This window comes from Pseudomonas sp. NPDC090233, assembly GCF_044772285.1.
Taxonomy (GTDB): Bacteria; Pseudomonadota; Gammaproteobacteria; order Pseudomonadales; family Pseudomonadaceae; genus Aquipseudomonas.
In genome coordinates this window covers 306,931-328,564 of the sequence record NZ_JBIVYQ010000005.1, presented here as the reverse complement: position 1 = coordinate 328,564, position 21,634 = coordinate 306,931, and the positions used below count along the sequence as shown (strand labels likewise).

At 62.9% G+C, this 21,634-nt stretch carries 23 protein-coding genes; 20 read left to right on the top strand and 3 right to left on the bottom strand.

From position 1 onward, the window contains the following. The first annotated feature begins 68 nt into the window (after positions 1 to 68). From ACIQUF_RS16085 to ACIQUF_RS16075, 3 genes are all read left to right on the top strand, one after another. Positions 69 to 692: a glutathione S-transferase gene (locus tag ACIQUF_RS16085; protein WP_403133071.1), complete on the top strand. Its 624-nt coding sequence runs from the start codon at positions 69 to 71 to the stop codon at positions 690 to 692. Positions 693 to 848: 156 nt separating this feature from the next. Further along, positions 849 to 1,781: an ABC transporter ATP-binding protein gene (locus ACIQUF_RS16080; RefSeq protein ID WP_403133068.1), complete on the top strand. Its 933-nt coding sequence runs from the start codon at positions 849 to 851 to the stop codon at positions 1,779 to 1,781. Further along, positions 1,778 to 2,557, top strand: a complete 780-nt coding sequence (locus ACIQUF_RS16075) for an ABC transporter permease (RefSeq protein WP_403133066.1) — start codon at positions 1,778 to 1,780, stop codon at positions 2,555 to 2,557. The genes ACIQUF_RS16080 and ACIQUF_RS16075 overlap by 4 nt, the downstream gene beginning before the upstream one ends. On the opposite strand, the gene ACIQUF_RS16070 is transcribed toward ACIQUF_RS16075, so the two are convergent. Beyond that, positions 2,441 to 3,079 (bottom strand): DUF2062 domain-containing protein, encoded by a 639-nt coding sequence (locus ACIQUF_RS16070; RefSeq protein WP_403133064.1) that lies wholly within the window; start codon positions 3,077 to 3,079, stop codon positions 2,441 to 2,443. The genes ACIQUF_RS16075 and ACIQUF_RS16070 overlap by 117 nt on opposite strands. A gap of 142 nt (positions 3,080 to 3,221) precedes the next feature. On the opposite strand from ACIQUF_RS16070, the gene ACIQUF_RS16065 reads away from it, so the two are divergent. From ACIQUF_RS16065 to murB, 8 genes are all read left to right on the top strand, one after another. Next, on the top strand, positions 3,222 to 5,447 hold the full coding sequence (locus tag ACIQUF_RS16065) for a DNA internalization-related competence protein ComEC/Rec2 (protein ID WP_403133061.1): 2,226 nt from the start codon (positions 3,222 to 3,224) through the stop codon (positions 5,445 to 5,447). Positions 5,448 to 5,514: 67 nt separating this feature from the next. Continuing rightward, positions 5,515 to 6,150 (top strand): MotA/TolQ/ExbB proton channel family protein, encoded by a 636-nt coding sequence (locus tag ACIQUF_RS16060; protein ID WP_016391244.1) that lies wholly within the window; start codon positions 5,515 to 5,517, stop codon positions 6,148 to 6,150. Continuing rightward, a complete protein-coding gene (locus tag ACIQUF_RS16055) occupies positions 6,147 to 6,581 on the top strand; it encodes an ExbD/TolR family protein (protein ID WP_403133058.1) in 435 nt (144 codons plus the stop codon). The genes ACIQUF_RS16060 and ACIQUF_RS16055 overlap by 4 nt, the downstream gene beginning before the upstream one ends. Continuing rightward, positions 6,581 to 7,591, top strand: coding sequence for a tetraacyldisaccharide 4'-kinase (gene lpxK / locus ACIQUF_RS16050; RefSeq protein ID WP_403133056.1), 1,011 nt, complete (start codon positions 6,581 to 6,583; stop codon positions 7,589 to 7,591). The genes ACIQUF_RS16055 and lpxK overlap by 1 nt, the downstream gene beginning before the upstream one ends. A 43-nt stretch (positions 7,592 to 7,634) precedes the next feature. After that, positions 7,635 to 7,820: a Trm112 family protein gene (locus ACIQUF_RS16045; protein WP_003247142.1), complete on the top strand. Its 186-nt coding sequence runs from the start codon at positions 7,635 to 7,637 to the stop codon at positions 7,818 to 7,820. Further along, the gene (gene kdsB, locus ACIQUF_RS16040; protein ID WP_403133053.1) at positions 7,817 to 8,581 is read left to right on the top strand and encodes a 3-deoxy-manno-octulosonate cytidylyltransferase; all 765 of its coding nucleotides are present in this window, start codon (positions 7,817 to 7,819) and stop codon (positions 8,579 to 8,581) included. The genes ACIQUF_RS16045 and kdsB overlap by 4 nt, the downstream gene beginning before the upstream one ends. Then, positions 8,581 to 9,045 (top strand): low molecular weight protein-tyrosine-phosphatase, encoded by a 465-nt coding sequence (locus ACIQUF_RS16035; RefSeq protein WP_403133050.1) that lies wholly within the window; start codon positions 8,581 to 8,583, stop codon positions 9,043 to 9,045. The genes kdsB and ACIQUF_RS16035 overlap by 1 nt, the downstream gene beginning before the upstream one ends. After that, positions 9,042 to 10,061, top strand: coding sequence for a UDP-N-acetylmuramate dehydrogenase (gene murB / locus ACIQUF_RS16030; RefSeq protein WP_403133047.1), 1,020 nt, complete (start codon positions 9,042 to 9,044; stop codon positions 10,059 to 10,061). Before ACIQUF_RS16035 ends, murB begins: the two co-directional genes overlap by 4 nt. 82 nt (positions 10,062 to 10,143) lie before the next feature. Here murB and rne read toward each other — a convergent pair whose 3' ends face one another. After that, positions 10,144 to 13,398 carry a ribonuclease E gene (rne, locus tag ACIQUF_RS16025; protein ID WP_403133043.1) on the bottom strand — a complete coding sequence of 1,085 codons (3,255 nt, stop codon included), beginning with the start codon at positions 13,396 to 13,398 and terminating at the stop codon, positions 10,144 to 10,146. A 743-nt stretch (positions 13,399 to 14,141) separates the two neighbouring features. Between rne and rluC the strand changes: the two genes are divergently transcribed. Genes rluC through ACIQUF_RS16010 form a run of 3 tightly spaced genes read left to right on the top strand, consistent with a single transcriptional unit; the run spans position 14,142 to position 16,791 of the window. Beyond that, positions 14,142 to 15,098: a 23S rRNA pseudouridine(955/2504/2580) synthase RluC gene (rluC, locus tag ACIQUF_RS16020; protein WP_400798978.1), complete on the top strand. Its 957-nt coding sequence runs from the start codon at positions 14,142 to 14,144 to the stop codon at positions 15,096 to 15,098. After that, positions 15,088 to 15,759 carry an HAD family hydrolase gene (locus ACIQUF_RS16015; protein ID WP_403133037.1) on the top strand — a complete coding sequence of 224 codons (672 nt, stop codon included), beginning with the start codon at positions 15,088 to 15,090 and terminating at the stop codon, positions 15,757 to 15,759. The genes rluC and ACIQUF_RS16015 overlap by 11 nt, the downstream gene beginning before the upstream one ends. A gap of 6 nt (positions 15,760 to 15,765) precedes the next feature. Beyond that, positions 15,766 to 16,791, top strand: coding sequence for a S49 family peptidase (locus ACIQUF_RS16010; protein ID WP_403133034.1), 1,026 nt, complete (start codon positions 15,766 to 15,768; stop codon positions 16,789 to 16,791). Positions 16,792 to 16,797: 6 nt separating this feature from the next. Here the strand turns inward: ACIQUF_RS16010 and ACIQUF_RS16005 are convergent, their stop codons facing one another. Next, on the bottom strand, positions 16,798 to 17,376 hold the full coding sequence (locus tag ACIQUF_RS16005; protein ID WP_403133032.1) for a Maf family protein: 579 nt from the start codon (positions 17,374 to 17,376) through the stop codon (positions 16,798 to 16,800). A gap of 96 nt (positions 17,377 to 17,472) precedes the next feature. Here ACIQUF_RS16005 and ACIQUF_RS16000 point away from each other — a divergent pair, with 96 nt between their 5' ends. The 6 genes from ACIQUF_RS16000 to acpP all read left to right on the top strand — a co-directional run bounded on the left by ACIQUF_RS16000 (position 17,473) and on the right by acpP (position 21,473). After that, on the top strand, positions 17,473 to 18,000 hold the full coding sequence (locus tag ACIQUF_RS16000) for a YceD family protein (RefSeq protein WP_403133029.1): 528 nt from the start codon (positions 17,473 to 17,475) through the stop codon (positions 17,998 to 18,000). 13 nt (positions 18,001 to 18,013) lie between these two features. Beyond that, a complete protein-coding gene (gene rpmF, locus ACIQUF_RS15995) occupies positions 18,014 to 18,196 on the top strand; it encodes a 50S ribosomal protein L32 (RefSeq protein WP_346613720.1) in 183 nt (60 codons plus the stop codon). Between the two features lie 3 nt (positions 18,197 to 18,199). Continuing rightward, positions 18,200 to 19,210: a phosphate acyltransferase PlsX gene (gene plsX / locus ACIQUF_RS15990; RefSeq protein WP_403133028.1), complete on the top strand. Its 1,011-nt coding sequence runs from the start codon at positions 18,200 to 18,202 to the stop codon at positions 19,208 to 19,210. Positions 19,211 to 19,337: 127 nt separating this feature from the next. Beyond that, a complete protein-coding gene (fabD, locus tag ACIQUF_RS15985) occupies positions 19,338 to 20,276 on the top strand; it encodes an ACP S-malonyltransferase (protein WP_403133027.1) in 939 nt (312 codons plus the stop codon). A gap of 16 nt (positions 20,277 to 20,292) precedes the next feature. Further along, positions 20,293 to 21,033, top strand: a complete 741-nt coding sequence (fabG, locus tag ACIQUF_RS15980; RefSeq protein ID WP_264362267.1) for a 3-oxoacyl-ACP reductase FabG — start codon at positions 20,293 to 20,295, stop codon at positions 21,031 to 21,033. A gap of 203 nt (positions 21,034 to 21,236) precedes the next feature. Beyond that, complete coding sequence (acpP, locus tag ACIQUF_RS15975) at positions 21,237 to 21,473, top strand: acyl carrier protein (RefSeq protein WP_403133025.1); 237 nt, start codon at positions 21,237 to 21,239, stop codon at positions 21,471 to 21,473. The last annotated feature ends 161 nt before the right edge of the window (positions 21,474 to 21,634 follow it).

Sequence of the window (21,634 nt, the reverse complement as noted above, 5' to 3'; positions counted from 1 at the left end):
CTTTGCCTGCACCGGTTGCTTGCCGGTGGAGTAGACTGTGCAACCTCCGCATTCATAAGGACGTTGCCATGCTGAAGATCTGGGGCCGCAAGAATTCGAGCAATGTGCGCAAGGCACTGTGGATCGCCCAGGAACTGGGCCTTGATTTCGAATCCATCGACGCCGGTGGCGCCTTCGGCGTGGTCAACGAGCCGCATTATCGCGCGCGCAATCCCAATGGGCTGGTGCCGATGCTCGAGGATGGCGACCTGACCCTGTGGGAATCCAACGCCATCGTCCGCTACCTCTGTGCAGAATATGGCCAGGAGCAGGGCTGGTACCTCGACGACCCTCGGCAGCGCGCCCTGGCCGACAAGTGGATGGACTGGACCACTTCGTCCTTCGCTACCCCGTTCCGCCCCTTGTTCTGGGGGCTGCTGCGCACACCTGAAGACCAGCGCGACTGGGTTGCGATCAATGCCGCACATAAGCAGTGCGCGCAGTTGCTGGCAATCGCCGATGAAACGCTGGCGCAGCAGCCGTACTTGTCCGGTGACCAGATCGGCATGGGCGACATCCCATTGGGCAGCTTCGTCTATGCCTGGTTCGAGATGCCCATCGAGCGCCCTGCCATGTATCACCTCGAAGCGTGGTACGAGCGGCTCAAGGCGCGCCCGGCCTACCAGGCGGCAGTAATGACTGCGCTGACCTGAAGGACCCTCAGGCTATTTTCGAACCCTCGTTAATAGCCACTATCAATAGACATGACTGTACTTGTGCGGCCGGGCCTTGCACCATTGGCCGCACTCACTGCGCCAGTGATCTGCCCTGGCGTGTCCTGCACCTTTTTCTTCGGTAAGTGACCCGCTATGAGTTCTGCCCTGTCCATCCGACAGTTGACCAAGACCTACGGCAACGGCTTCCAGGCCCTCAAAGGCATCGACCTCGATGTTGCCGAAGGCGACTTCTTCGCCTTGCTCGGCCCCAACGGCGCCGGTAAATCCACCACCATCGGCATTCTCTCGACACTGGTCAACAAGACCAGCGGCACGGTGAACGTCTTCGGCCATGACCTTGACCGCGAGCCTTCGGCGCTCAAGCGCTGCCTGGGCGTGGTGCCGCAGGAGTTCAACTTCAACCAGTTCGAAAAGACCTTCGACATCGTCGTGACCCAGGCCGGCTATTACGGCATCCCGCCGAAGCTTGCCAAGGAGCGCGCCGAGCAGTACCTGACCCAGCTGGGGTTGTGGGACAAGCGCGACGTGCAGTCGCGCTCGTTGTCCGGCGGCATGAAACGCCGGCTGATGATCGCCCGGGCTTTGATCCACGAACCACGTCTGTTGATTCTCGATGAACCTACCGCCGGGGTGGACATCGAACTGCGCCGCTCGATGTGGAGCTTCCTCACCGAGCTGAACCAGAAGGGCATCACCATCATCCTGACCACGCACTACCTCGAAGAGGCCGAGCAGCTGTGCCGCAACATCGGCATCATCGACCACGGCACCATCGTCGAGAACACCAGCATGCGCCAGCTGCTGGGCAAGCTGCATGTCGAGACCTTCGTCCTTGACCTCAAGCAGGACCTGCCTGCAGCGCCGGTATTGCAGGGTTACCCTTGCCGCCTGATCACCCCGCACACCCTGGAAGTGCAGGTGGACAAGGATATCGGCATCACCGCGTTGTTCGGCCAGCTGGCGCTGCAACGCATTGAGGTACAGAGCTTGCGCAACAAGACCAACCGACTTGAGGAGCTGTTCGTGTCACTGGTGGAAAAAAACCTGTCGAAGGTGGCCGTATGAGTGTGGAGCTGCGCACCAACTGGGTCGCCTTGAATACCATCGTCTACCGCGAGGTGCGGCGCTTCTTGCGAATCTGGCCGCAGACCTTGCTGCCACCGGCCATCACGATGGTGCTGTACTTCGTCATCTTCGGTAACCTGATCGGCCGGCAGATTGGCGACATGGGTGGCTTCACCTACATGGAGTACATCGTCCCTGGCCTGATCATGATGTCGGTGATCACCAACTCCTACGGCAACGTGGTGTCGAGCTTCTTTGGCAGCAAGTTCCAGCGTTCGATCGAAGAGCTGATGGTGTCGCCGGTGTCGCCGCACATCATTCTCGTCGGCTATGTGCTGGGTGGCGTGCTGCGTGGCCTGGCGGTGGGTGTGATCGTGACCCTGCTGTCGCTGTTCTTCACCCATCTGCAGGTGCACCACCTGGGTGTGACGGTTATCGTGGTGCTGCTGACCGCGACCATTTTTTCGCTGTTGGGCTTCGTCAATGCCGTGTTCGCGCGCAACTTCGACGATATCTCGATCATCCCCACCTTCGTGCTGACGCCGCTGACCTACCTGGGCGGGGTGTTCTACTCGATCAACCTGCTGCCGCCGTTCTGGCAGACCGTGTCGCTGGCCAACCCGGTGCTGCACATGGTCAACTCGTTCCGCTACGGCATCCTAGGGGTGTCGGACATCAGCATTGGCACGGCGATCACCTTCATGCTGGTCGCTACCGCCGTGCTCTACACGCTGTGCGTTCGCCTGCTGGTCAGCGGCCGCGGCATGCGTGCCTGAACACTTTACTGAACATTTGAGCTTGCGCCGGCGCCACTGCCGGCCAATCCACCAGCGCCAGTACAGCAGGGTGGTGAAGTAGGCGACGATGCCCAGCACCACCCCGCACACCACCGAACCCAACAGGAACGGTTGCCATACGGTCGACAGCTGGTCGGTGATCCATTCGAACGTGAGGTTCTCGGGCAGCGTGCGGGCCGGCGTCTGCAGCAGCCAGGCGCCGGTCATGTAGGTGACGAAGAAAACCGGAGGCATGGTAAGCGGGTTGGTCAGCCAGACTAGGCTGACGGCGATCGGCAGGTTGCCACGCACCGGGATCGCCAAGGCTGCCGCCAGCAGCATTTGCATGGGGATGGGGATCAGCGCCGCGAAAAGGCCTACGCCCATGGCCCGTGCCACCGAGTGGCGGTTGAGGTGCCAGAGGTTCGGGTCATGTAGCAGCTTGCCGAAAAAGCGCAGGGACTTGTGCTCCCGAATGCTGGTCGGGTCCGGCATGTAGCGTTTGAAAAGGCGGCGCGGCATGTAGGCTCCCGGAGCGTTGATCGAGGCAGTATGCCTTGATTCCATCTCGGTCTTGTTCAGACTTTGTGACAATTGTTGAGCAAGCCTGAGCGGATTTTCAGCTAAGCCTCAGTAAGCGATTGTGCTTCTGGAGCTCTACCTCATGCGCACAGGGATGTTTGCGCTCGCGCTCGGCCTGTTGTGCCTGGGCCTTCTTCCGCTGTTGCCATCGGTCGGATGGCTATTGCTGCTGCTTGTCGGCGGCCTGGCTTGCCTGTTCACGCGGCTGTGGCCGGTGGGCTGCTTCGTGTTTGGGTTGTGTTGGGCCTGCTGGTCGGCGCAACAGGCCCTGGATGATCGCCTGGCCCCTGAACTGGATGGCCGCACCCTGTGGTTGGAGGGCAGGGTGGTCGGATTGCCGAGCGGCACCGGGCAGGGCGTGCGTTTCGAACTGGACCAGCCCCAGTCACGCCGCGCCGAGTTGCCGCAACGACTGTTGTTGAACTGGTTTGATGGGCCACCTGTTAGAGCAGGGGAGCGTTGGCGCCTGGCGGTCACCCTGCAGCGCCCGGCCGGGTTGCTGAACCCGCATGGGCCGGACCGTGAGGCGCAGCTGCTGGCGCGGCGCATCGGTGCGACCGGCACGGTCAAGGCCGGTCATGTGCTGGAGGCTTACACCCCGGGTTGGCGGGACACGCTGCGTCAGCGTCTGCTGGCGGTCGATGCCAATGGCCAAGAGGCAGCATTGGTGGCCTTGGTGCTCGGCGACGGCGCCGGCTTGGCGCGGGACAGTTGGCAGGTGCTGCAGGCGACCGGCACGGTGCACTTGCTGGTGATCTCGGGGCAACACATCGGTCTGGTCGCCGGCTTTTTCTACGCCTTGGTCGCCGGCTTGGCGCGCTGGGGACTGTGGCCTCGAAGGTTGCCCTGGCTGCCCTGTGCGTGCGGCCTGGCCCTTGCGGCGGCATTGGCCTACGGCTGGCTCGCGGGGGCCGGTGTCCCCGTGCAGCGCGCCTGCCTGATGCTGGCGGTGGTGTTAGCCTGGCGGTTGCGTTTCCGTCATCTTGGGGCATTTTTGCCATTGCTCATAGCGCTCAACGGGGTGCTGATCGTCGAGCCCTTGGCGCCATTGCTGCCAGGCTTCTGGCTGTCGTTTGCGGCGGTTGCGATTCTGGTCTTCTGCTTCAGCGCCCGTCTTGGCAACTGGCGACCCTGGCAAGCATGGAGCCGCGCCCAGTGGGTGATAGCCATTGGCTTGTTGCCAGTGCTGCTGGCTACCGGGCTGCCTGTCAGCTTGAGTGCGCCTCTGGCGAACCTGTTGGCTGTGCCGTGGATCAGCCTGGCGGTGTTGCCGCTGGCCTTGCTCGGTACGCTGCTGTTGTCGGTGCCTGGCCTGGGCGAGGCCTTGCTGTGGCTGGCGGGCGGTTCGCTGGATGTGTTGTTCTGGTTGCTGGCGTGGGTCGCCGACGGGCAGCCCGCATGGATGCCGCCCGCGCTACCGGTCTGGGCCTGGCTGCTGGTATGCATCGGCGCGCTGCTGGTGCTGTTGCCTGCCGGTGTGCCATTGCGGGCGTTGGGTGGGGTCATGCTGTTCGTCCTGTGGGTGTCGGGTGAGCCGGTTATTCAAGGTCAGGTCGAAGTCTGGCAGCTGGATGTCGGTCAAGGCCTGGCTGTGTTGCTGCGCACACCCAATTACAGCCTGCTGTACGACGCCGGCCCGGCGCGGGGCGAGAGCGACCTGGGTGAGCGAGTGGTTTTGCCGACGCTGCGCAAGCTGGGCGTGCGGCAGCTGGACGTGATGTTGATCAGCCACGCCCATGCCGACCACTCAGGCGGGGCGCTGGCGGTTTTTCGCGGGTTGCCGGTCGGTCGGGTGCTCAGCGGTGAGGCGCAGGAAATGCCGGCGGAGCTGGGTGCTGAGACTTGTTCAAGTGGCGAAAGCTGGGAGTGGGAGGGCGTGCGCTTTTCCCTCTGGCACTGGGCGCACGGGCAGGGCAGTAACGACCGCTCCTGTGTATTACTGGTCGAGGCCAATGGCGAGCGGCTGCTGCTGGCCGGTGACATTGAGGCGGGCGCCGAGCAGGCCTGGTTGGCGGCGAACGACGCACTCGCGGTCGACTGGCTGCAGGCGCCTCATCATGGCAGTCGCACTTCGTCGACCGAGGCCTTCGTTGGTGCAACCGGGCCGCGCGGGGTGTTGGTTTCGCGTGGGCGCAACAATGGCTTTGGTCATCCCCATGCCCAGGTCATCGAGCGTTATCGACGCCATGGCCTGGCGATCCACGACACGGCAGTGCAGGGGGCGTTGCGGCTGGTGTTGAGTAGCCACGGCGAGGCCCAGGGTCTGCGGGCGCAGCGGCGGTTCTGGCGCAGCCAGGCAATTCCCTGACCTTCGGCAGATGAGGCCCCGGCGCGTGTATGGTAGAGTGGCGACCTTTTTCAAAGGGGCGATTACTGTGTGGGAATTGGTCAAGTCCGGTGGTTGGATGATGCTGCCGATCATTCTGAGTTCCATCGCTGCCATGGCTATCGTCGTCGAGCGCCTGTGGACCCTTCGCGCTAGCCGTGTTACCCCGCCGCACCTGCTGGGCCAGGTATGGATGTGGATCAAGGACAAGCAGCTCACCAGTGACAAGCTCAAGGCACTGCGCGCCGATTCACCGCTGGGCGAGATCCTTGCCGCAGGCCTTGCCAATTCGCGGCATGGTCGCGAGATCATGAAAGAGTGCATCGAGGAGGCCGCCTCGCGGGTCATCCACGAGCTCGAACGTTACATCAGCACCCTTGGCACCATCGCCGCGATGGCCCCGCTGCTCGGCCTGCTCGGCACCGTGCTGGGCATGATCGATATCTTCAGCGCCTTCATGGGCTCGCAGATGACCGCCAATGCCGCCGTCTTGGCCGGCGGTATCTCCAAGGCCCTGGTCACCACGGCCGCCGGCCTGATGGTCGGTATCCCGGCGGTGTTCTTCCACCGCTTCCTGCTGCGCCGCATCGATGAACTGGTGGTGGGCATGGAGCAGGAGGCGATCAAATTGGTGGAAGTGATCCAGGGCGACCGCGAAGTGGAAGTGGCCGGAGGCAAGGCGTGAAGTTCCGGCGCAATCGCCAGCGAGAGAACGTCGACATCAACCTGGCGTCGTTGATCGACGTGGTGTTCGTCCTGCTGCTGTTTTTCGTGGTCACCACCACGTTCACCCGCGAAACCCAGCTGCGCGTAGAGCTGCCCGAGGCGGCCAGCGCCGAGCAGCCGCCAGCGGACCAGGACAAGCTGGTGGAAGTCACCATCAGTGCCGAGGGTGTGTATTCGGTGAACAACCATCTGCTGCCCAAGAGCGACCTGGCCACGTTGAGCGAAGCGATCGAACGCGAGTCAGGCGGTGACAACACGCTGCCGCTGGCGATCAGTGCCGACGGCAAGACCCCGCACCAGGCCGTGATCACTGCGATGGATGCCGCCGGCAAGCTCGGTTTCAGCCACCTGCGCATGACCACTGTCGAGGCTGCCCAGGGGACACCTTGATGGCCTTCGGCGACCGCCTGTTAGCCGCCTGGTACGCCGGGCATCCAGCCCTGGCCATGCTGCGCCCGCTTGAGGCCCTTTATCGACGTGTGGTGATGCGTAAACGGGCGCGTTTTCTCAGTGGCGAGAGCGCCAGTTACCGTGCTCCGGTGCCGGTCATCGTGGTGGGCAACATCACCATTGGCGGCACCGGCAAAACGCCGATGATCCTCTGGCTGATCGAGCATTGCCGGCGCCAGGGGCTCAAGGTTGGCGTAGTCAGCCGGGGCTATGGCGCCAAGCCGCCGCAACTGCCCTGGCGGGTCGAGGCACATCAGGGGGCCGAACAGGCCGGCGATGAACCTTTGTTGATTGTCCAGCGCACCGGGGTGCCGCTGATGATCGACCCTGACCGATCCCGCGCCGTGCAGGCGTTGCTGGCCAGCGAGCCGCTGGATCTGATCCTGTGCGATGACGGCATGCAGCACTACCGCCTGGCGCGCGACCTGGAGCTGGTGCTGATCGACGCCGCCCGTGGCCTGGGCAATGGCCGCTGCCTGCCCGCCGGGCCGCTGCGCGAGCCGGCTGAGCGCTTGCAGGCGGCGGATGCGGTGCTGTTCAACGGGGCGCTAGCCGATCGCCCCGACGGCTTCGCGTTCAGCTTGCAGCCCAGCGCCCTGGTCAACCTGCGCAGCGGTGAACGCCGCGCGCTCGACTATTTCCCCGCAGGCCAGCGCCTGCACGCGGTGGCCGGTATCGGCAACCCGCAACGTTTCTTCAATACCCTGCTGGGGCTAAACTGGCAGCCGGTGCCGCATCCGTTCGCCGACCATGCGCAGTTCAGTGCGCAAAGCCTGGCCTTCAGCCCGCCGCTGCCGCTGGTGATGACCGAGAAGGATGCGGTGAAATGCAGGGTATTCGCGGCCGATGACTGGTGGTACCTGGCTGTCGAAGCGCAGCCTACTCAGGCATTCACCGACTGGTTCGACCGTCAGCTGCAACGCTTGCTGCCAGGGCATTGTACGCCCTGACCTCGTATTCAATTTCCGGCCATCTGGCCTCAAGGATGCTTCCATGGACACCAAACTGCTCGATATCCTCGCCTGCCCGATCACCAAGGGCCCGCTCAAGCTCAGCGCTGACAAGACCGAGCTGATCAGCAAGGGCGCGGGCCTGGCCTACCCGATCCGCGATGGCATCCCGGTGATGCTGGAGAGCGAGGCGCGTACCCTGACCGACGACGAGCGTCTGGACAAATGAGCCTGAACTTCACCGTGGTGATCCCGGCCCGGCTGCGTTCCACGCGCCTGCCGGGCAAGCCGTTGCTGCTGATCGCTGGCAAACCGATGGTTCAGCACGTTTGGGAGCAGGCACGCAAGAGCGGTGCCAGCCGTGTGGTCATCGCCACCGACGACGCCAGTATCTTCGAGGCCTGCCAGGCCTTTGGCGGCGAGGTACTGATGACCCGCGCCGACCATGAATCGGGCACTGATCGCCTGGCCGAAGTGGCCGCGCAGCTTGGCTTGGCTGCCGATGAGATCGTGGTCAACGTCCAGGGTGACGAGCCGCTGATCCCGCCGATGATCATCGACCAGGTCGCTGCCAACCTCGCTGCGCACCCTGAGGCCGGCATCGCCACGTTGGCCGAGCCGATCCATGACCCGGAAACCGTGTTCAACCCCAACGCGGTCAAAGTGGTGAGCGACAAGCATGGCCTGGCCTTGACCTTCAGCCGCGCGCCGCTGCCATGGGCGCGCGATGCCTTTGCCAAGGATCGCGATCAACTACCAGAGGGCGTGCCGTATCGCCGCCATATCGGCATGTACGCCTACCGCGTCGGTTTCCTGCAGGACTTCGTCAGCTGGGGCCCGTGCTGGCTCGAACAGACCGAAGCGCTGGAACAGCTGCGAGCACTGTGGCACGGCGTGCGCATTCACGTCGAAGACGCCATCGAGGCGCCGGCCGTGGGTGTCGATACGCCCGAAGACCTTGAGCGCGTGCGGCGCTTGCTGGAGGCCTGATGCGCGTACTGTTCGTTTGCCTGGGCAATATCTGCCGTTCGCCGACCGCCGAGGGTGTGTTGCGCCATCAGTTGCATGCCGCAGGCCTGGCCGAGCGGGTTCAGGTGGCCTCCGCCGGTACCGGTGACTGGCATGTGGGCAAGGCGGCCGACAGTCGTACCTGCAAGGCCGCGCTGGCGCGGGGTTATGACTTGTCGCAGCAACGCGCGCAACAGGTCAAGGCGGCGCACTTTGCCGAGTACGACCTGATCCTGGCCATGGATGAAAGCAACCTCGGCCACCTGCGCGCCATGCGCCCGCACGCTGCAACCGGTGAGCTCGACCTGTTCCTGCGCCGCTATGGCGCGGCGCTCGATGAGGTCCCGGACCCGTACTACGGCGGTGCAGAGGGCTTCGAGCACGTGCTGGATCTGATCGAGGCGGCTTGCCGCGAGTTGGTGGTGGAAATCAAGGGGCGGCTATGACAGCGCAATGGCAAGAGCAGGTATCGCTGAAACCCTTCAACACCTTCGGCATCGATGTGAAAGCCCGGTACTTCACCCAGGTGCACAACGACGACGAGGTGCGCGAGGCGCTTGCGCAAGCGCGCCGGCTTCAGATTGACGTACTCGTGATCGGCGGTGGCAGCAACTTGCTGCTGACTCGTGATATCGACGCGTTGGTGCTGCACGTGGCCAGTCGCGGCCGTCGCGTGCTGAGCGATGAGGCGGGGCGGGTGATTGTCGAGGCCGAGGCGGGTGAGCCTTGGCATCCGTTCGTGCAGTGGTCGTTGCAGCAAGGTTTTTGCGGCCTGGAGAACCTCAGCCTGATCCCCGGGACCGTGGGGGCGGCACCAATGCAGAACGTCGGTGCTTATGGGGTCGAAATCAAGGATGTGTTCGCCGGGCTGACGGCGCTTGACCGCCAGACCGGTGAGCTGCGCGACTTCAGCCTGGACGAATGCGCGTTTGGTTACCGCGACAGTGCGTTCAAGCGCAACCCGGGGCGCTGGCTGATCTTGCGTGTGCGCTTTGCCTTGAGTCATGCCTTGCAGGCTCACCTGGACTACGGTCCGGTACGTCAGCGCCTGGCGGAGCAAGGTGTGCAGCAGCCGAGCGCGCAGGCGATCAGCGATGCCATCTGCAGCATTCGCCGTGAGAAGTTGCCGGACCCGGCAGAGCTGGGCAATGCCGGGAGTTTCTTCAAGAACCCGGTGGTGTCTGCCGAGCTTGTGGCGCGCATTCGTGCGCAGTATCCAGGCGTGGTCGCATATCCCCAGGCGCATGGCCTGGCCAAGCTGGCGGCGGGCTGGTTGATCGAGCAGGCCGGGTGGAAAGGCTATCGCGATGGCGATGCTGGTGTGCACCGTCTGCAGTCGCTGGTGCTGGTCAATTATGGTCAGGCGAGTGGGGCGCAGTTGCATGGCCTGGCGCAACGCGTTCAGGCGGACATCCTGGAGAAGTTCGGGGTTGAGCTGGAGATGGAGCCAAACCTGTACTGATTGCCGGGACTGCAAAAACAGCCGGCCAAGAAAAAGCCCCGCCAGTTCGCACTGGCGGGGCTTTTTCATTCAGCCGTGGCTATCAACCGTGATGAGGCTTTTGCTCATCGGCGGTTTCCAGGGCTGGCTCGCCAGCAGCAGCGGCGGCTTCCTGCGCGGCTTTGGCAGCAGCTTCGGCTTCACGCTTGCGGCGACGCACTTCACGTGGGTCGTTAGGCGCGCGGCCGTTTGGCAGCACGCCGGTAGCGGCTTCGACCACGGCCGGTGCTGGCGCCGGGGCAGGTTCGACAACCTCAGGCGCAGCTTCGACAGCGGCTGGTGCGGCCTCTACAGCCACTTCCGGCTGTGCTTCGACGACCACAACGGCAGGCTGCTCGGCAACCGGCGTTTGTTCGGCGACGACCGGTGCAGGCTCGGCTTCGCCAGCTTCGACGGCAGGCGCTTCGACCAGGGTATGTACAGGCGCTTCGGTAACCACGACCGGCTCGGCCGCGGGGGCCTCTTCGGCAACTGGCTGCGGCGCTACTTCGACCACAGGCTCGGCGCTGGCTTCGACCATGGCGACCGGTTCGCTGACGGGCTGCTCGACTACCGGTGCGATGGCGACTTCTTCGGCCCGGGCAGCCGCTTCAACCTGCTCGGCCGGCTGGGCGGCTTCGCTGTTGTCGGTAACGGCTACTTCGGCGCTGGCACGTTCAGCCTGCTGGTTTGCTTCGGCTTCGGCGCCGGCACTGATGTTGCTGCTGGCAACTGCAGCGGTCACGGCCAGGCCGGCAGCCAGCTCTGCACCCAGCGCGGTGGCCTGGTGCTGTTGCGGCTGCTCGTCGCTGCCATCTTCTTCGCTGCCGTCGATCAGGTCGCCATTGGCGTTGCGCTGGCGTTCACGACGGTTGCTGCGGCGACGCTGGCCACGGGAGCGGCGGCGTGGGCGCTCGTCATCGGAACCTTCCTGCTCGTCCTGCAGCAGCTCTTCGTTCGGCAGTTGCTCTTCAGCGAGCTCGGCAGCCTTCTCGATGGCGTCTTCGTTTTCACGTGGTTGGCGCTCTTCACGCGGTGGGCGTGGTTGGCGTTCTTCACGTGGGGCGCGTTCTTCACGTGGAGCACGCTCTTCACGTGGAGCACGCTCTTCACGTGGAGCACGCTCTTCACGTGGAGCACGCTCTTCGCGAGGTGCGCGTTCTTCACGTGGAGCACGCTCTTCACGTGGAGCACGCTCTTCACGTGGAGCACGCTCTTCGCGAGGTGCGCGTTCTTCACGAGGTGCACGTTCTTCACGGGCAGCAGGTGCGGCGTCCAGAGGTTCGCGCAATTCGCGCACGCGCTCTTCGCGGTTGCCGCGACGGTCTTCACGTGGCTGGCGTGGTGCGCGTTCTTCACGCGGTGCACGTTCTTCGCGAGGAGCGCGCTCTTCACGCGGTGCACGCTCTTCACGAGGTGCGCGTTCTTCGCGCGGAGCACGCTCGGCACGCTCTTCGCGCGGCTTGCGCTCTTCGTCGCGGCGACCGTTGCGGTTGCGGCTCTGCTGGCGACCGTTACGGCGCTCTTCGTTGCGCTGAGTGCGTTCGGCAGCTGGCTTCTCGGCAGCAACCACCGGTGCGGCGGCCGGTTCTTCCTTGCCGGCGAACAGGCTGACCAGCGACTTCACCAGGCCCTTGAACAGGCTTGGCTCCGGCACGCTTGGCGCTGGCGCTGCGGGGGCGGCAGGCTGTTGTGCTTCGGCTGCGCTCGGCACTGGGGCGTTGGCGCGGGCCGGGGCGGTCTTGACGGCGGCTTCCTGGCGAACCAGGGTGCGGGTAGCGGTTGGCTGCGGCGCTTCTTCGGTTTCGCTGGCGGCGATCTCGTAGCTGGACTGGTTGTTCAGCACTTCCGGGTTGTCGTCGCGCAGGCGCTGGACTTCGAAGTGCGGGGTTTCCAGGTGATCGTTCGGCAGGATGATGATGCGCGCACGCGTGCGCAGTTCGATCTTGGTGATCGAGTTGCGTTTCTCGTTGAGCAGGAAGGCGGCCACCGGGATCGGCACCTGGGCGCGAACCTCGGCAGTGCGGTCCTTCAGGGCTTCTTCTTCGATCAGGCGCAGGATGGCCAGCGACAGCGACTCGACGTCACGGATGATGCCGGTGCCCGAGCAACGTGGGCAGACGATGCCGCTGCTTTCGCCAAGCGACGGGCGCAGGCGCTGGCGGGACATCTCCAGCAGGCCGAAACGCGAAATGCGGCCAACCTGGACGCGGGCGCGGTCGGCCTCCAGGCACTCACGCACGCGTTCTTCGACGGCGCGCTGGTTCTTGGCCGGGGTCATGTCGATGAAGTCGATGACGATCAGGCCGCCGATGTCACGCAGGCGCAGCTGGCGGGCGATTTCTTCGGCCGCTTCCAGGTTGGTCTGCAGTGCGGTTTCCTCGATGTCGCTGCCTTTGGTGGCGCGCGCCGAGTTGATGTCGATGGAGACCAGAGCCTCGGTCGGGTCGATCACGATCGAGCCGCCGGACGGCAGGTCGACGACGCGCTGGAAGGCGGTCTCGATCTGGCTTTCGATCTGGAAGCGGTTGAACAGCGGCACGCTGTCTTCGTACAGCTTGACCTTGCTGGCGTACTGCGGCATCACTTGGCGGATGAAGGTCAGGGCTTCTTCCTGGGCGTCGATGCTGTCGATCAACACTTCGCCGATGTCCTGGCGCAGGTAGTCGCGGATAGCGCGGATGATGACGTTGCTTTCCTGGTAGATCAGGAACGGCGCGGCGCGGTCCAGGGACGCTTCCTTGATGGCGGTCCACAGCTGCAGGAGGTAGTCGAGGTCCCACTGCATTTCTTCGCTGCTGCGGCCAAGGCCGGCGGTGCGCACGATCAGGCCCATGTCGCCCGGCACGGTCAAGCCGTTGAGGGCTTCGCGCAGTTCGTTGCGCTCTTCGCCTTCGATGCGGCGGGAGATGCCGCCAGCGCGCGGGTTGTTCGGCATCAGCACCAGGTAGCGGCCAGCCAGGCTGATGAAGGTGGTCAGGGCGGCGCCTTTGTTGCCGCGCTCTTCCTTCTCGACCTGGACGATGACTTCCTGGCCTTCGCTCAGGACTTCCTTGATGTTGACCCGGCCTTCAGGGGCTTTCTTGAAGTATTCGCGGGAGATTTCTTTCAGCGGCAGGAAGCCGTGACGTTCAGAGCCGAAGTCGACGAAGGCGGCTTCGAGGCTGGGCTCGATCCGGGTGATCTTGCCTTTGTAGATGTTGGCCTTTTTCTGCTCACGTGCGCCGGACTCGATGTCCAGGTCGTACAGACGTTGGCCGTCCACCAGGGCTACACGCAACTCTTCGGGCTGAGTTGCGTTAATCAGCATTCTTTTCATGTTGTACCGTCGGTTTCCGGGCTGCCGGAAACGGCGTTCGGCACACACGACTTCTCATGGTCGGTGCCAAGGTGCGCAAAGGGTGGCAGGGCCACCCCCGTGTCGAAGAACGTTCGGCACCAGCCGGTTGCCCAGCCTGCCGTTGTCGCGACGACGCGTCCTGTTTGCTGCGGTGCCAACCAGGCCCCGGTGGTTTCGAATTGGAATCCGAATCAACCAAGCGGGCCTCGTGCACTCAGTCAGGAGGAGGAATCAACCGCCGGCCGTGGACGCTCGAGGGCATCTGCTACACGGACCGAGGGCTGTGCATCTCCACCCTGCACGTATCCCTGATAATTCGGGTGCTGCCGCGCGCTGAATCCGCAACGGGTTGCATTTTTCGCCAGTTCCGGTTCAAGAACTGACGCCATTCATGTCCAAGGCAGGTATTTCCGAAGCATTCGCCGTGCGTTGCGTGGAAGCGACGGGCGGGCAGAGGTACAGCGAAAAGAAGCGGTTAAGCAGGTGAAATACCGCACTTGTCGTTTTTTTTCGGTCTTCTCTACACAGCGCTGGTGGCGATTCCAGGCAATTCGGTAAACTGGCGAAAACCCCGTAGGACGGCCTCGCGTCCTGGAGAACTGCGTTGGTCAGGGACCGGCTAAGGGCCTGGTGCCGCTGGCCTGCCGCTTATGGCGGCGTTCGCGACTATAGCAGTAATGATTAAGTGCTTCAATTCCATAAAAAATTGTTATGATCCCGCCATGACGACCAATACCCCTCCGACTTCCGGCGTTCAGCTGATCGAAGTCGCGCCGGAGCTTGCCGGCCAACGCATCGACAATTTCCTCATCACGGCGCTCAAGGGCGTGCCCAAGACGCTGGTCTATCGCATCCTGCGCAAAGGCGAGGTGCGGGTCAACAAAGGCCGCGTCAAACCTGAGTACAAGATCCAGGCCGGCGACATCGTGCGCGTGCCGCCAGTGCGCTTGCCCGAACGCGACGAACCGGCGCCGGTGGCCCAGGGTTTGCTGCAGCGCCTGGAAGCCGCCATTGTCTATGAAGACAAGGCGCTGATCGTGATGAACAAGCCTTCCGGCATCGCCGTGCATGGCGGCAGCGGCCTGAGTTTCGGTGTGATCGAGGCGCTGCGCCAACTGCGCCCGGACGCCAAGGAGCTGGAACTGGTGCACCGCCTGGACCGCGACACCTCGGGCCTGCTGATGATCGCCAAGAAGCGCAGCATGCTGCGCCATCTGCATGCCGCGCTGCGCGGCGATGGCGTCGACAAGCGCTACATGGCGCTGGTCCGCGGTCACTGGCCGACCTCGAAAAAGCAAGTCAACGCACCGCTGCTGAAGAGCAACCTGCGTTCGGGCGAGCGCATGGTCGAGGTGAACGAGGAGGGCAAGGAGGCGCTGACCCTGTTCCGCGTGCTGCGCCGTTTCGGCGAGTTCGCAACCATTGTCGAGGCGCGTCCGATCACCGGTCGTACCCACCAGATTCGTGTGCATACGCTGCATGCCGGCCACATGATTGCCGGTGACAGCAAGTACGGTGATGAAGATTTCAGTCGCGAGATTCGTGAGCTGGGTGGCAAGCGCCTGTTCCTGCACGCTTACGCCCTGACCGTGCCGCTGCCCGATGGCGGCGAGCTGAAGCTCGAAGCGCCGGTGGATGAGGTCTGGGCCAAAACCGTGGAGCGACTCAGTGCGCCGTGACTATGAACTGCTTATTTTCGATTGGGATGGCACCTTGGCCGACTCCATTGGCCGCATCGTCGAATCGATGAATGCCGCCGCCGAGCGGGCGGGCGAGGCGCCAAGCCAGGAGGATGCCGTCAAGGGTATCATCGGCCTGGCGCTGGATGAGGCTATCTCGACCCTTTACCCTCATCTCGATGCCGTGCAGGTCGCGCGCTTCCGTCAGCACTACGCCGACATTTATACGACCCTGGATCAGCAGCCGTCGCCTTTGTTCGAAGGTGTGGTCGAATCGCTGGATGCCTTCCGTGCTCAGGGCTACCGCCTGGCTGTGGCGACCGGCAAGGCGCGTCGAGGTCTGGATCGAGTGCTCAAAGCCAATGGCTGGGAGCAATTCTTCGACATCACCCGCGCCGCAGATGAAACCCGTGGGAAGCCACACCCACTGATGCTCGAAGAGATCCTTGAGCATTGTGGCACCGAACCAGGCCGGGCACTGATGGTCGGAGATTCGGCATTCGATCTGCAAATGGCCAGCAATGCTGGCATGCATTCGGTGGCGGTGGGCTATGGTGCCATGTCGCTGCAGGCGTTGGCCGAATTCGGGCCGCAGGTGTGCATCGATCATTTTTCCCAGCTGCGCGAGTGGCTGGCCGGTTCCTCGCAATTTCCAAGGTAGGTGAGCATGGTTGACGAGTGGAAAGCGCCCAGTAACGAAACGGAAGAGGAGCGCCTCGCCCGTGAGGATCGCGAGGAGGATGTTCGCGTCGAGCGCAAGAGTTGGAAGCTGCTCGAAAAGACCCTGCTGGCAGGTGTCCAGGAGCAGCGTCGAGCCAGGCGCTGGGGGATCTTCTTCAAGCTGCTGACCTTCGTCTACCTGTTCGGCATTCTGGCGTTGTTCCTGCCGTTAACCGACATGGACAAGGCTGCTTCGCGCAGCACTAGCCATACGGCCCTGGTGGAGGTGCGCGGGGTGATCGCCGATCAGGAGGCCGCCAGTGCCGACAACCTGGTCAAGAGCCTGCGCGAAGCGTTCAAGGATCCCAAGACCAAGGCGGTGGTCATGCGCATCAACAGCCCGGGCGGCAGCCCGGTGCAGGCGGGTTACGTTTATGACGAGATCCGTCGTTTGCGCGGCGAGTATCCGGACATCAAGCTGTATGCGGTCATCGCTGATCTGGGGGCGTCGGGTGCTTACTACATTGCCAGTGCGGCGGACGAAATCTACGCCGACAAGGCCAGCCTGGTGGGCTCCATTGGTGTGACGGCCGCCGGCTACGGCTTCGTCGGTTCGATGGAGAAGCTGGGTGTCGAGCGACGCACCTATACCGCCGGTGAGCACAAGGCCTTCCTCGATCCGTTCTCGCCAGAGAAGCCGGAAGAGCGGGCGTTCTGGCAGGGCGTGCTGAACACCACGCACCAGCAGTTCATCGCCATGGTCAAGCAGGGGCGGGGTGACCGCTTGAAAGACAAGGAGCACCCGGAGCTGTTCAGTGGCCTGGTGTGGTCGGGCGAGCAGGCCAAGGCGCTGGGGTTGGTCGATGGTCTGGGCAGCGCCAGCTACGTGGCGCGCGAGATCGTCGGGGAGAAGGAGTTGGTCGACTTCACTGTCCAGGAGTCGCCGTTCGATCGTTTCTCCAAGCGCATCGGTGCCAGCGTTGCTGAGAAGCTGGCACTGTACATGGGGTTCCAGGGGCCTGTTCTGCGCTGATTCGGCTCAGGGGATCTCAACACCTTCCTTGATCAGCATGTCCACCAGCCGAATCAGCGGTAGCCCGATGAGGCTGGTGGCGTCGCAGCCGTGGGTGCTCTTGAACAAGCTCACTCCCAGCCCCTCGGCCTTGAAGCTGCCTGCGCAATCGAGCGGTTGTTCGGCGCTCACGTAGCGTTCAACGCGCTCCCGATTCAGTTCCCGCATCGTTACCGTGAATGGCACGCAATCGACCTGGCATTGCCCTGTGGCGCTGTTGAGCAGTGCCAGCCCGGTCAGAAAGGTAATCTGCTGCCCGCTGGCCTCCAGCAACTGCTCGCAGGCGCGCTCAAAGCTGTGTGGCTTGCCGAGGATCTGTTCGCCGAGCACGGCCACCTGGTCGGAGCCGATGATCAGGTGCCCCGGGTGGCTGCTCGCCAGAGCCTCTGCCTTTTGCCTGGCCAGGCGCCGCACCAGCTCGGTTGCTGGCTCGTCTGCCAGGCGCCGCTCGTCTAGATCGGGGCTTGCCCAGGTAAAGGGCAGGCGCAGGCGCGCAAGCAGTTCGCGCCGGTAAGGGGAGCTGGAAGCCAGTAACAAAGGAAGCATGATAGACTCCTGATCAAGTGAACCAAATTCTAACATGCGAGATGCCGCCTAATTTCCTTTGACAGGGGCGGGGGGCATCCCTAGAATGCTGCGCCTATGTTGAATGACCCGATTCCACCTCACGTTGACCCGCGCAAATTAGCCGATCGTGGCGTAACCCTTAAGGGTTCGCTGCAACTCGCTGATTTGGAAAGACTCTGCGACCCGCTTTCCGACAATGTCGGTACGGTGCAGGCGAAGTTCGATTTTGAACGAGATGAGCAGCACGCTGTGGTTATCCACACCGAGCTGGACGTCGAAGTCAAAATGGTTTGCCAGCGTTGTCTTGAGCTGGTCACCCTGCCGATCCATAGCGAATGTACTTACGCTGTGGTGAAGGAGGGTGCGAATACCCAGTCGTTGCCGAAAGGCTATGACGTGCTGGAACTGGGCGAAGATCCATTGGATCTGCAGGCCTTGATCGAGGAGGAGCTTTTGCTCGCCTTGCCCATCGTGCCTGCTCATCATCCGGAAGAATGCCAGCAGCCGGCGGGCGCAGACGAGCCCGATTCGAGCAAGGACGAGGTATCGCGGTCCAACCCGTTCAGTGTTTTGGCGCAGTTAAAGCGTGACCCAAACGTTTAGGAGTTAATCAATTATGGCTGTTCAGCAGAACAAAAAATCCCGCTCTGCCCGTGACATGCGCCGTTCGCACGACGCCCTGTCGGAAAACGCGCTGTCGGTAGAAAAAACCACCGGCGAAATGCACCTGCGCCACCACGTTTCGCCAGAAGGCGTATACCGTGGCCGCAAAGTGATCGACAAGGGCGCTGACGAGTAATCCTTGTCCGCTCAGATCATCGCGATCGACGCAATGGGCGGGGACTTCGGTCCCCGCAGCATTGTCCAGGCTAGCATTGCCTGTCTCTCGGCTACCCCCTCGCTTCACCTGACCCTCGTCGGTCAACCCTCCCTTCTGGAAGATCTTGTCAGTGGCCTTGCGGCTGCGGATCGCGCGCGCCTGCAGATTGTCGCCGCCAGTGAGGTGATCGGCATGGACGAGCGGCCTTCCCAGGCGTTGCGCGGCAAGCCGGACTCGTCGATGCGCATCGCTCTTGAACTGGTGCGAGATGGCAAGGCTCAGGCCTGTGTCAGTGCCGGGAATACTGGCGCGCTGATGGCGCTGTCGCGCTTCGTGCTCAAAACCCTGCCGGGCATCGATCGGCCTGCGATGGTGGCGGCGATTCCGACCCAGGCCGGGTATTGCCAGTTGCTCGACCTGGGTGCCAACGTCGACTGCAGTGCAGAAAACCTCTACCAGTTCGCCGTAATGGGCTCTGTGGCCGCGCAGGCCCTGGGCATTCATCGCCCGCGCGTGGCGCTGCTGAACATCGGTACCGAAGATATCAAGGGTAATCAGCAGGTCAAGTTGGCCGCCACGCTGCTGCAAAATGCGCGAGGCCTCAACTATGTGGGCTTCGTCGAGGGTGATGGCCTGTATCGTGGCGAGGCGGATGTGGTGGTGTGCGACGGTTTTGTCGGCAACATCCTGCTCAAGTCCAGCGAGGGACTGGCAACCATGATCGGGGCGCGCATCGAGAAGCTGTTCAAGGGTGGTGTGCTGGCCCGTGCCGCTGGGGCCTTGGCCATGCCGTTGCTCAAGCGTCTGCAGGCCGACCTGGCGCCGGCGCGGCACAATGGTGCGAGCTTTCTCGGCTTGCAGGGGATTGTCATCAAGAGCCATGGCTCGGCGGGTGTGCAGGGCTTCCAGAGCGCGATCCAGCGAGCGCTGATCGAGATCCAGGAAAACCTCCCGCAGCGGCTGCACGGCCGCCTCGAAGATTTGTTGCCTTAGGCATTTCGCCGATGAAGTGCTTAAATGTGACCGCTTGGTCTGGGTTTCCATCCAAGTTTTCAGATTCCGCGTCCGGCCCGAGGCCTGGCGCACCCTATCCGACGACAAGATCATAAGGGCTTGTTCAATGTCTGCATCCCTCGCATTCGTCTTTCCCGGTCAAGGTTCCCAGTCGCTGGGCATGCTCGCCGAACTTGGCGCTGAGAAGCCGGTAATCGTCGAAACCTTCAAGGAGGCTTCCGAGGCTCTGGGCTATGACCTGTGGGATCTGGTCCAGAACGGGCCGGAAGAGAAACTCAATCAAACCGACAAGACTCAGCCAGCGATCCTTACTGCCTCCATCGCCCTGTGGCGTCTGTGGCTGGAAGAAGGTGGCGCGCAGCCGGCCTTCGTCGCCGGTCACAGCCTGGGTGAATACAGCGCACTGGTTGCCGCGGGCAGCCTGTCGCTCAAGGACGCGGTCAAGCTCGTTGAGCGTCGCGGCCAGCTGATGCAGGAAGCCGTGCCTGCTGGTCATGGCGCCATGGCTGCCATCCTAGGCCTGGACGACGCTGTCGTGGTCGAGATTTGCGCTGAAGCCGCTGAAGATCAAGTGGTCAGTGCCGTCAACTTCAACTCGCCGGGCCAGGTGGTCATTGCCGGTAACAAGGCTGCTGTCGATCGCGCCATCGAGCTGTGCAAGGCAAAAGGTGCCAAGCGTGCTCTGCCGCTGGCTGTCAGCGTGCCGTCGCACTGTGCCCTGATGAAGCCGGCCGCCGAGCGTTTCACCGACGACGTCAACGCCATCGAATGGAAGGCGCCGCAAATCCCGGTGGTGCAGAACGTGACGGCTGCCGTTGCTGCCGACCTCGATGCGCTCAAGCGTGACTTGCTGGCACAGCTGTACCAGCCGGTGCGTTGGGTCGAGTGCGTGCAGACCCTCGCCGCCAATGGCGCGGTCAACCTGGTCGAATGCGGCCCGGGCAAGGTCCTGGCTGGCCTGAACAAGCGTTGCGCCGACGGTGTGACCACCTACAACCTCAATACCCCTGACGCCGTCGCCGCCACCCGTGCGGCGCTGGCCTGAATTTGGAGAAGCTTGCATGAGCCTGCAAGGTAAAGTTGCACTGGTTACCGGCGCCAGCCGTGGTATCGGCCAGGCCATCGCCCTCGAACTGGGCCGCCAGGGCGCGACCGTGATCGGCACCGCCACCTCGGCCTCCGGCGCCGAACGCATCGCCGCCACCCTGAAAGAGCACGGCATCACCGGCACCGGCATGGAGCTGAACGTGACCAGCGCCGAGTCCGTGGAAGCGGTATTGGGCGCGATTGCTGAGCAGTTCGGCGCGCCGACCATTCTGGTCAACAACGCTGGCATCACCCGTGACAACCTCATGCTGCGCATGAAGGACGACGAGTGGTTCGATGTGATCGACACCAACCTGAACAGCCTTTACCGTTTGTCCAAGGGCGTGCTGCGTGGCATGACCAAGGCGCGTTGGGGTCGTATCATCAGCATCGGCTCGGTCGTCGGTGCCATGGGCAACGCCGGTCAGGCCAACTACGCAGCCGCCAAGGCTGGCCTCGAAGGCTTCAGCCGCGCCCTGGCGCGTGAAGTGGGTTCGCGTGGCATCACCGTCAACTCGGTGACCCCAGGCTTCATCGACACCGACATGACCCGCGAACTGCCAGAAGCGCAGCGCGAAGCCCTGCAAACCCAGATTCCGCTGGGCCGCCTGGGCCAGGCCGATGAGATCGCCAAGGTGGTTTCGTTCCTGGCATCCGACGGCGCAGCCTATGTCACCGGCGCCACCGTGCCGGTGAACGGCGGGATGTACATGTAACACTGCAACTCAATGTGACGGATTGGTTCAAAAAAGAGTCATACTCCGAGCCTAAAATCCGTTATAAAGCTGCAACCAGATTCCAGGCAGAGGGCAGGGTGGCTAATCGGGAGGTGCGTTGCGCTTGAAAAGCGAACGTCTTCCTATAAACTTGGTCACCGGCCAGCTGCCTGACATATGTCCATTAGGAGTGAAAACTAGGTATGAGCACCATCGAAGAACGCGTCAAGAAAATCGTCGCCGAGCAACTGGGCGTCAAGGAAGAGGAAGTGACCAACGAGAAGTCCTTCGTCGATGACCTGGGTGCCGATTCGCTTGACACCGTTGAGCTGGTGATGGCTCTGGAAGAGGAATTCGAGACCGAAATCCCTGACGAAGAAGCCGAGAAAATCACTACCGTTCAAGCTGCTATCGACTACGTCAACAGCCACCAGGGCTAAGACGCTGTAGTCGTCGCTTCTTGACGAGAAAAACCGCACTGCCTTGACCGGCGTGCGGTTTTTTCTTTGCGAAGGCCTTGCTTCGATCTGCGGGCTTCGAGAGCTTGTTGCCATTTCATTCCCTTGCTTGAATGCAATGGCAAGAGACTCTGGATATTAGA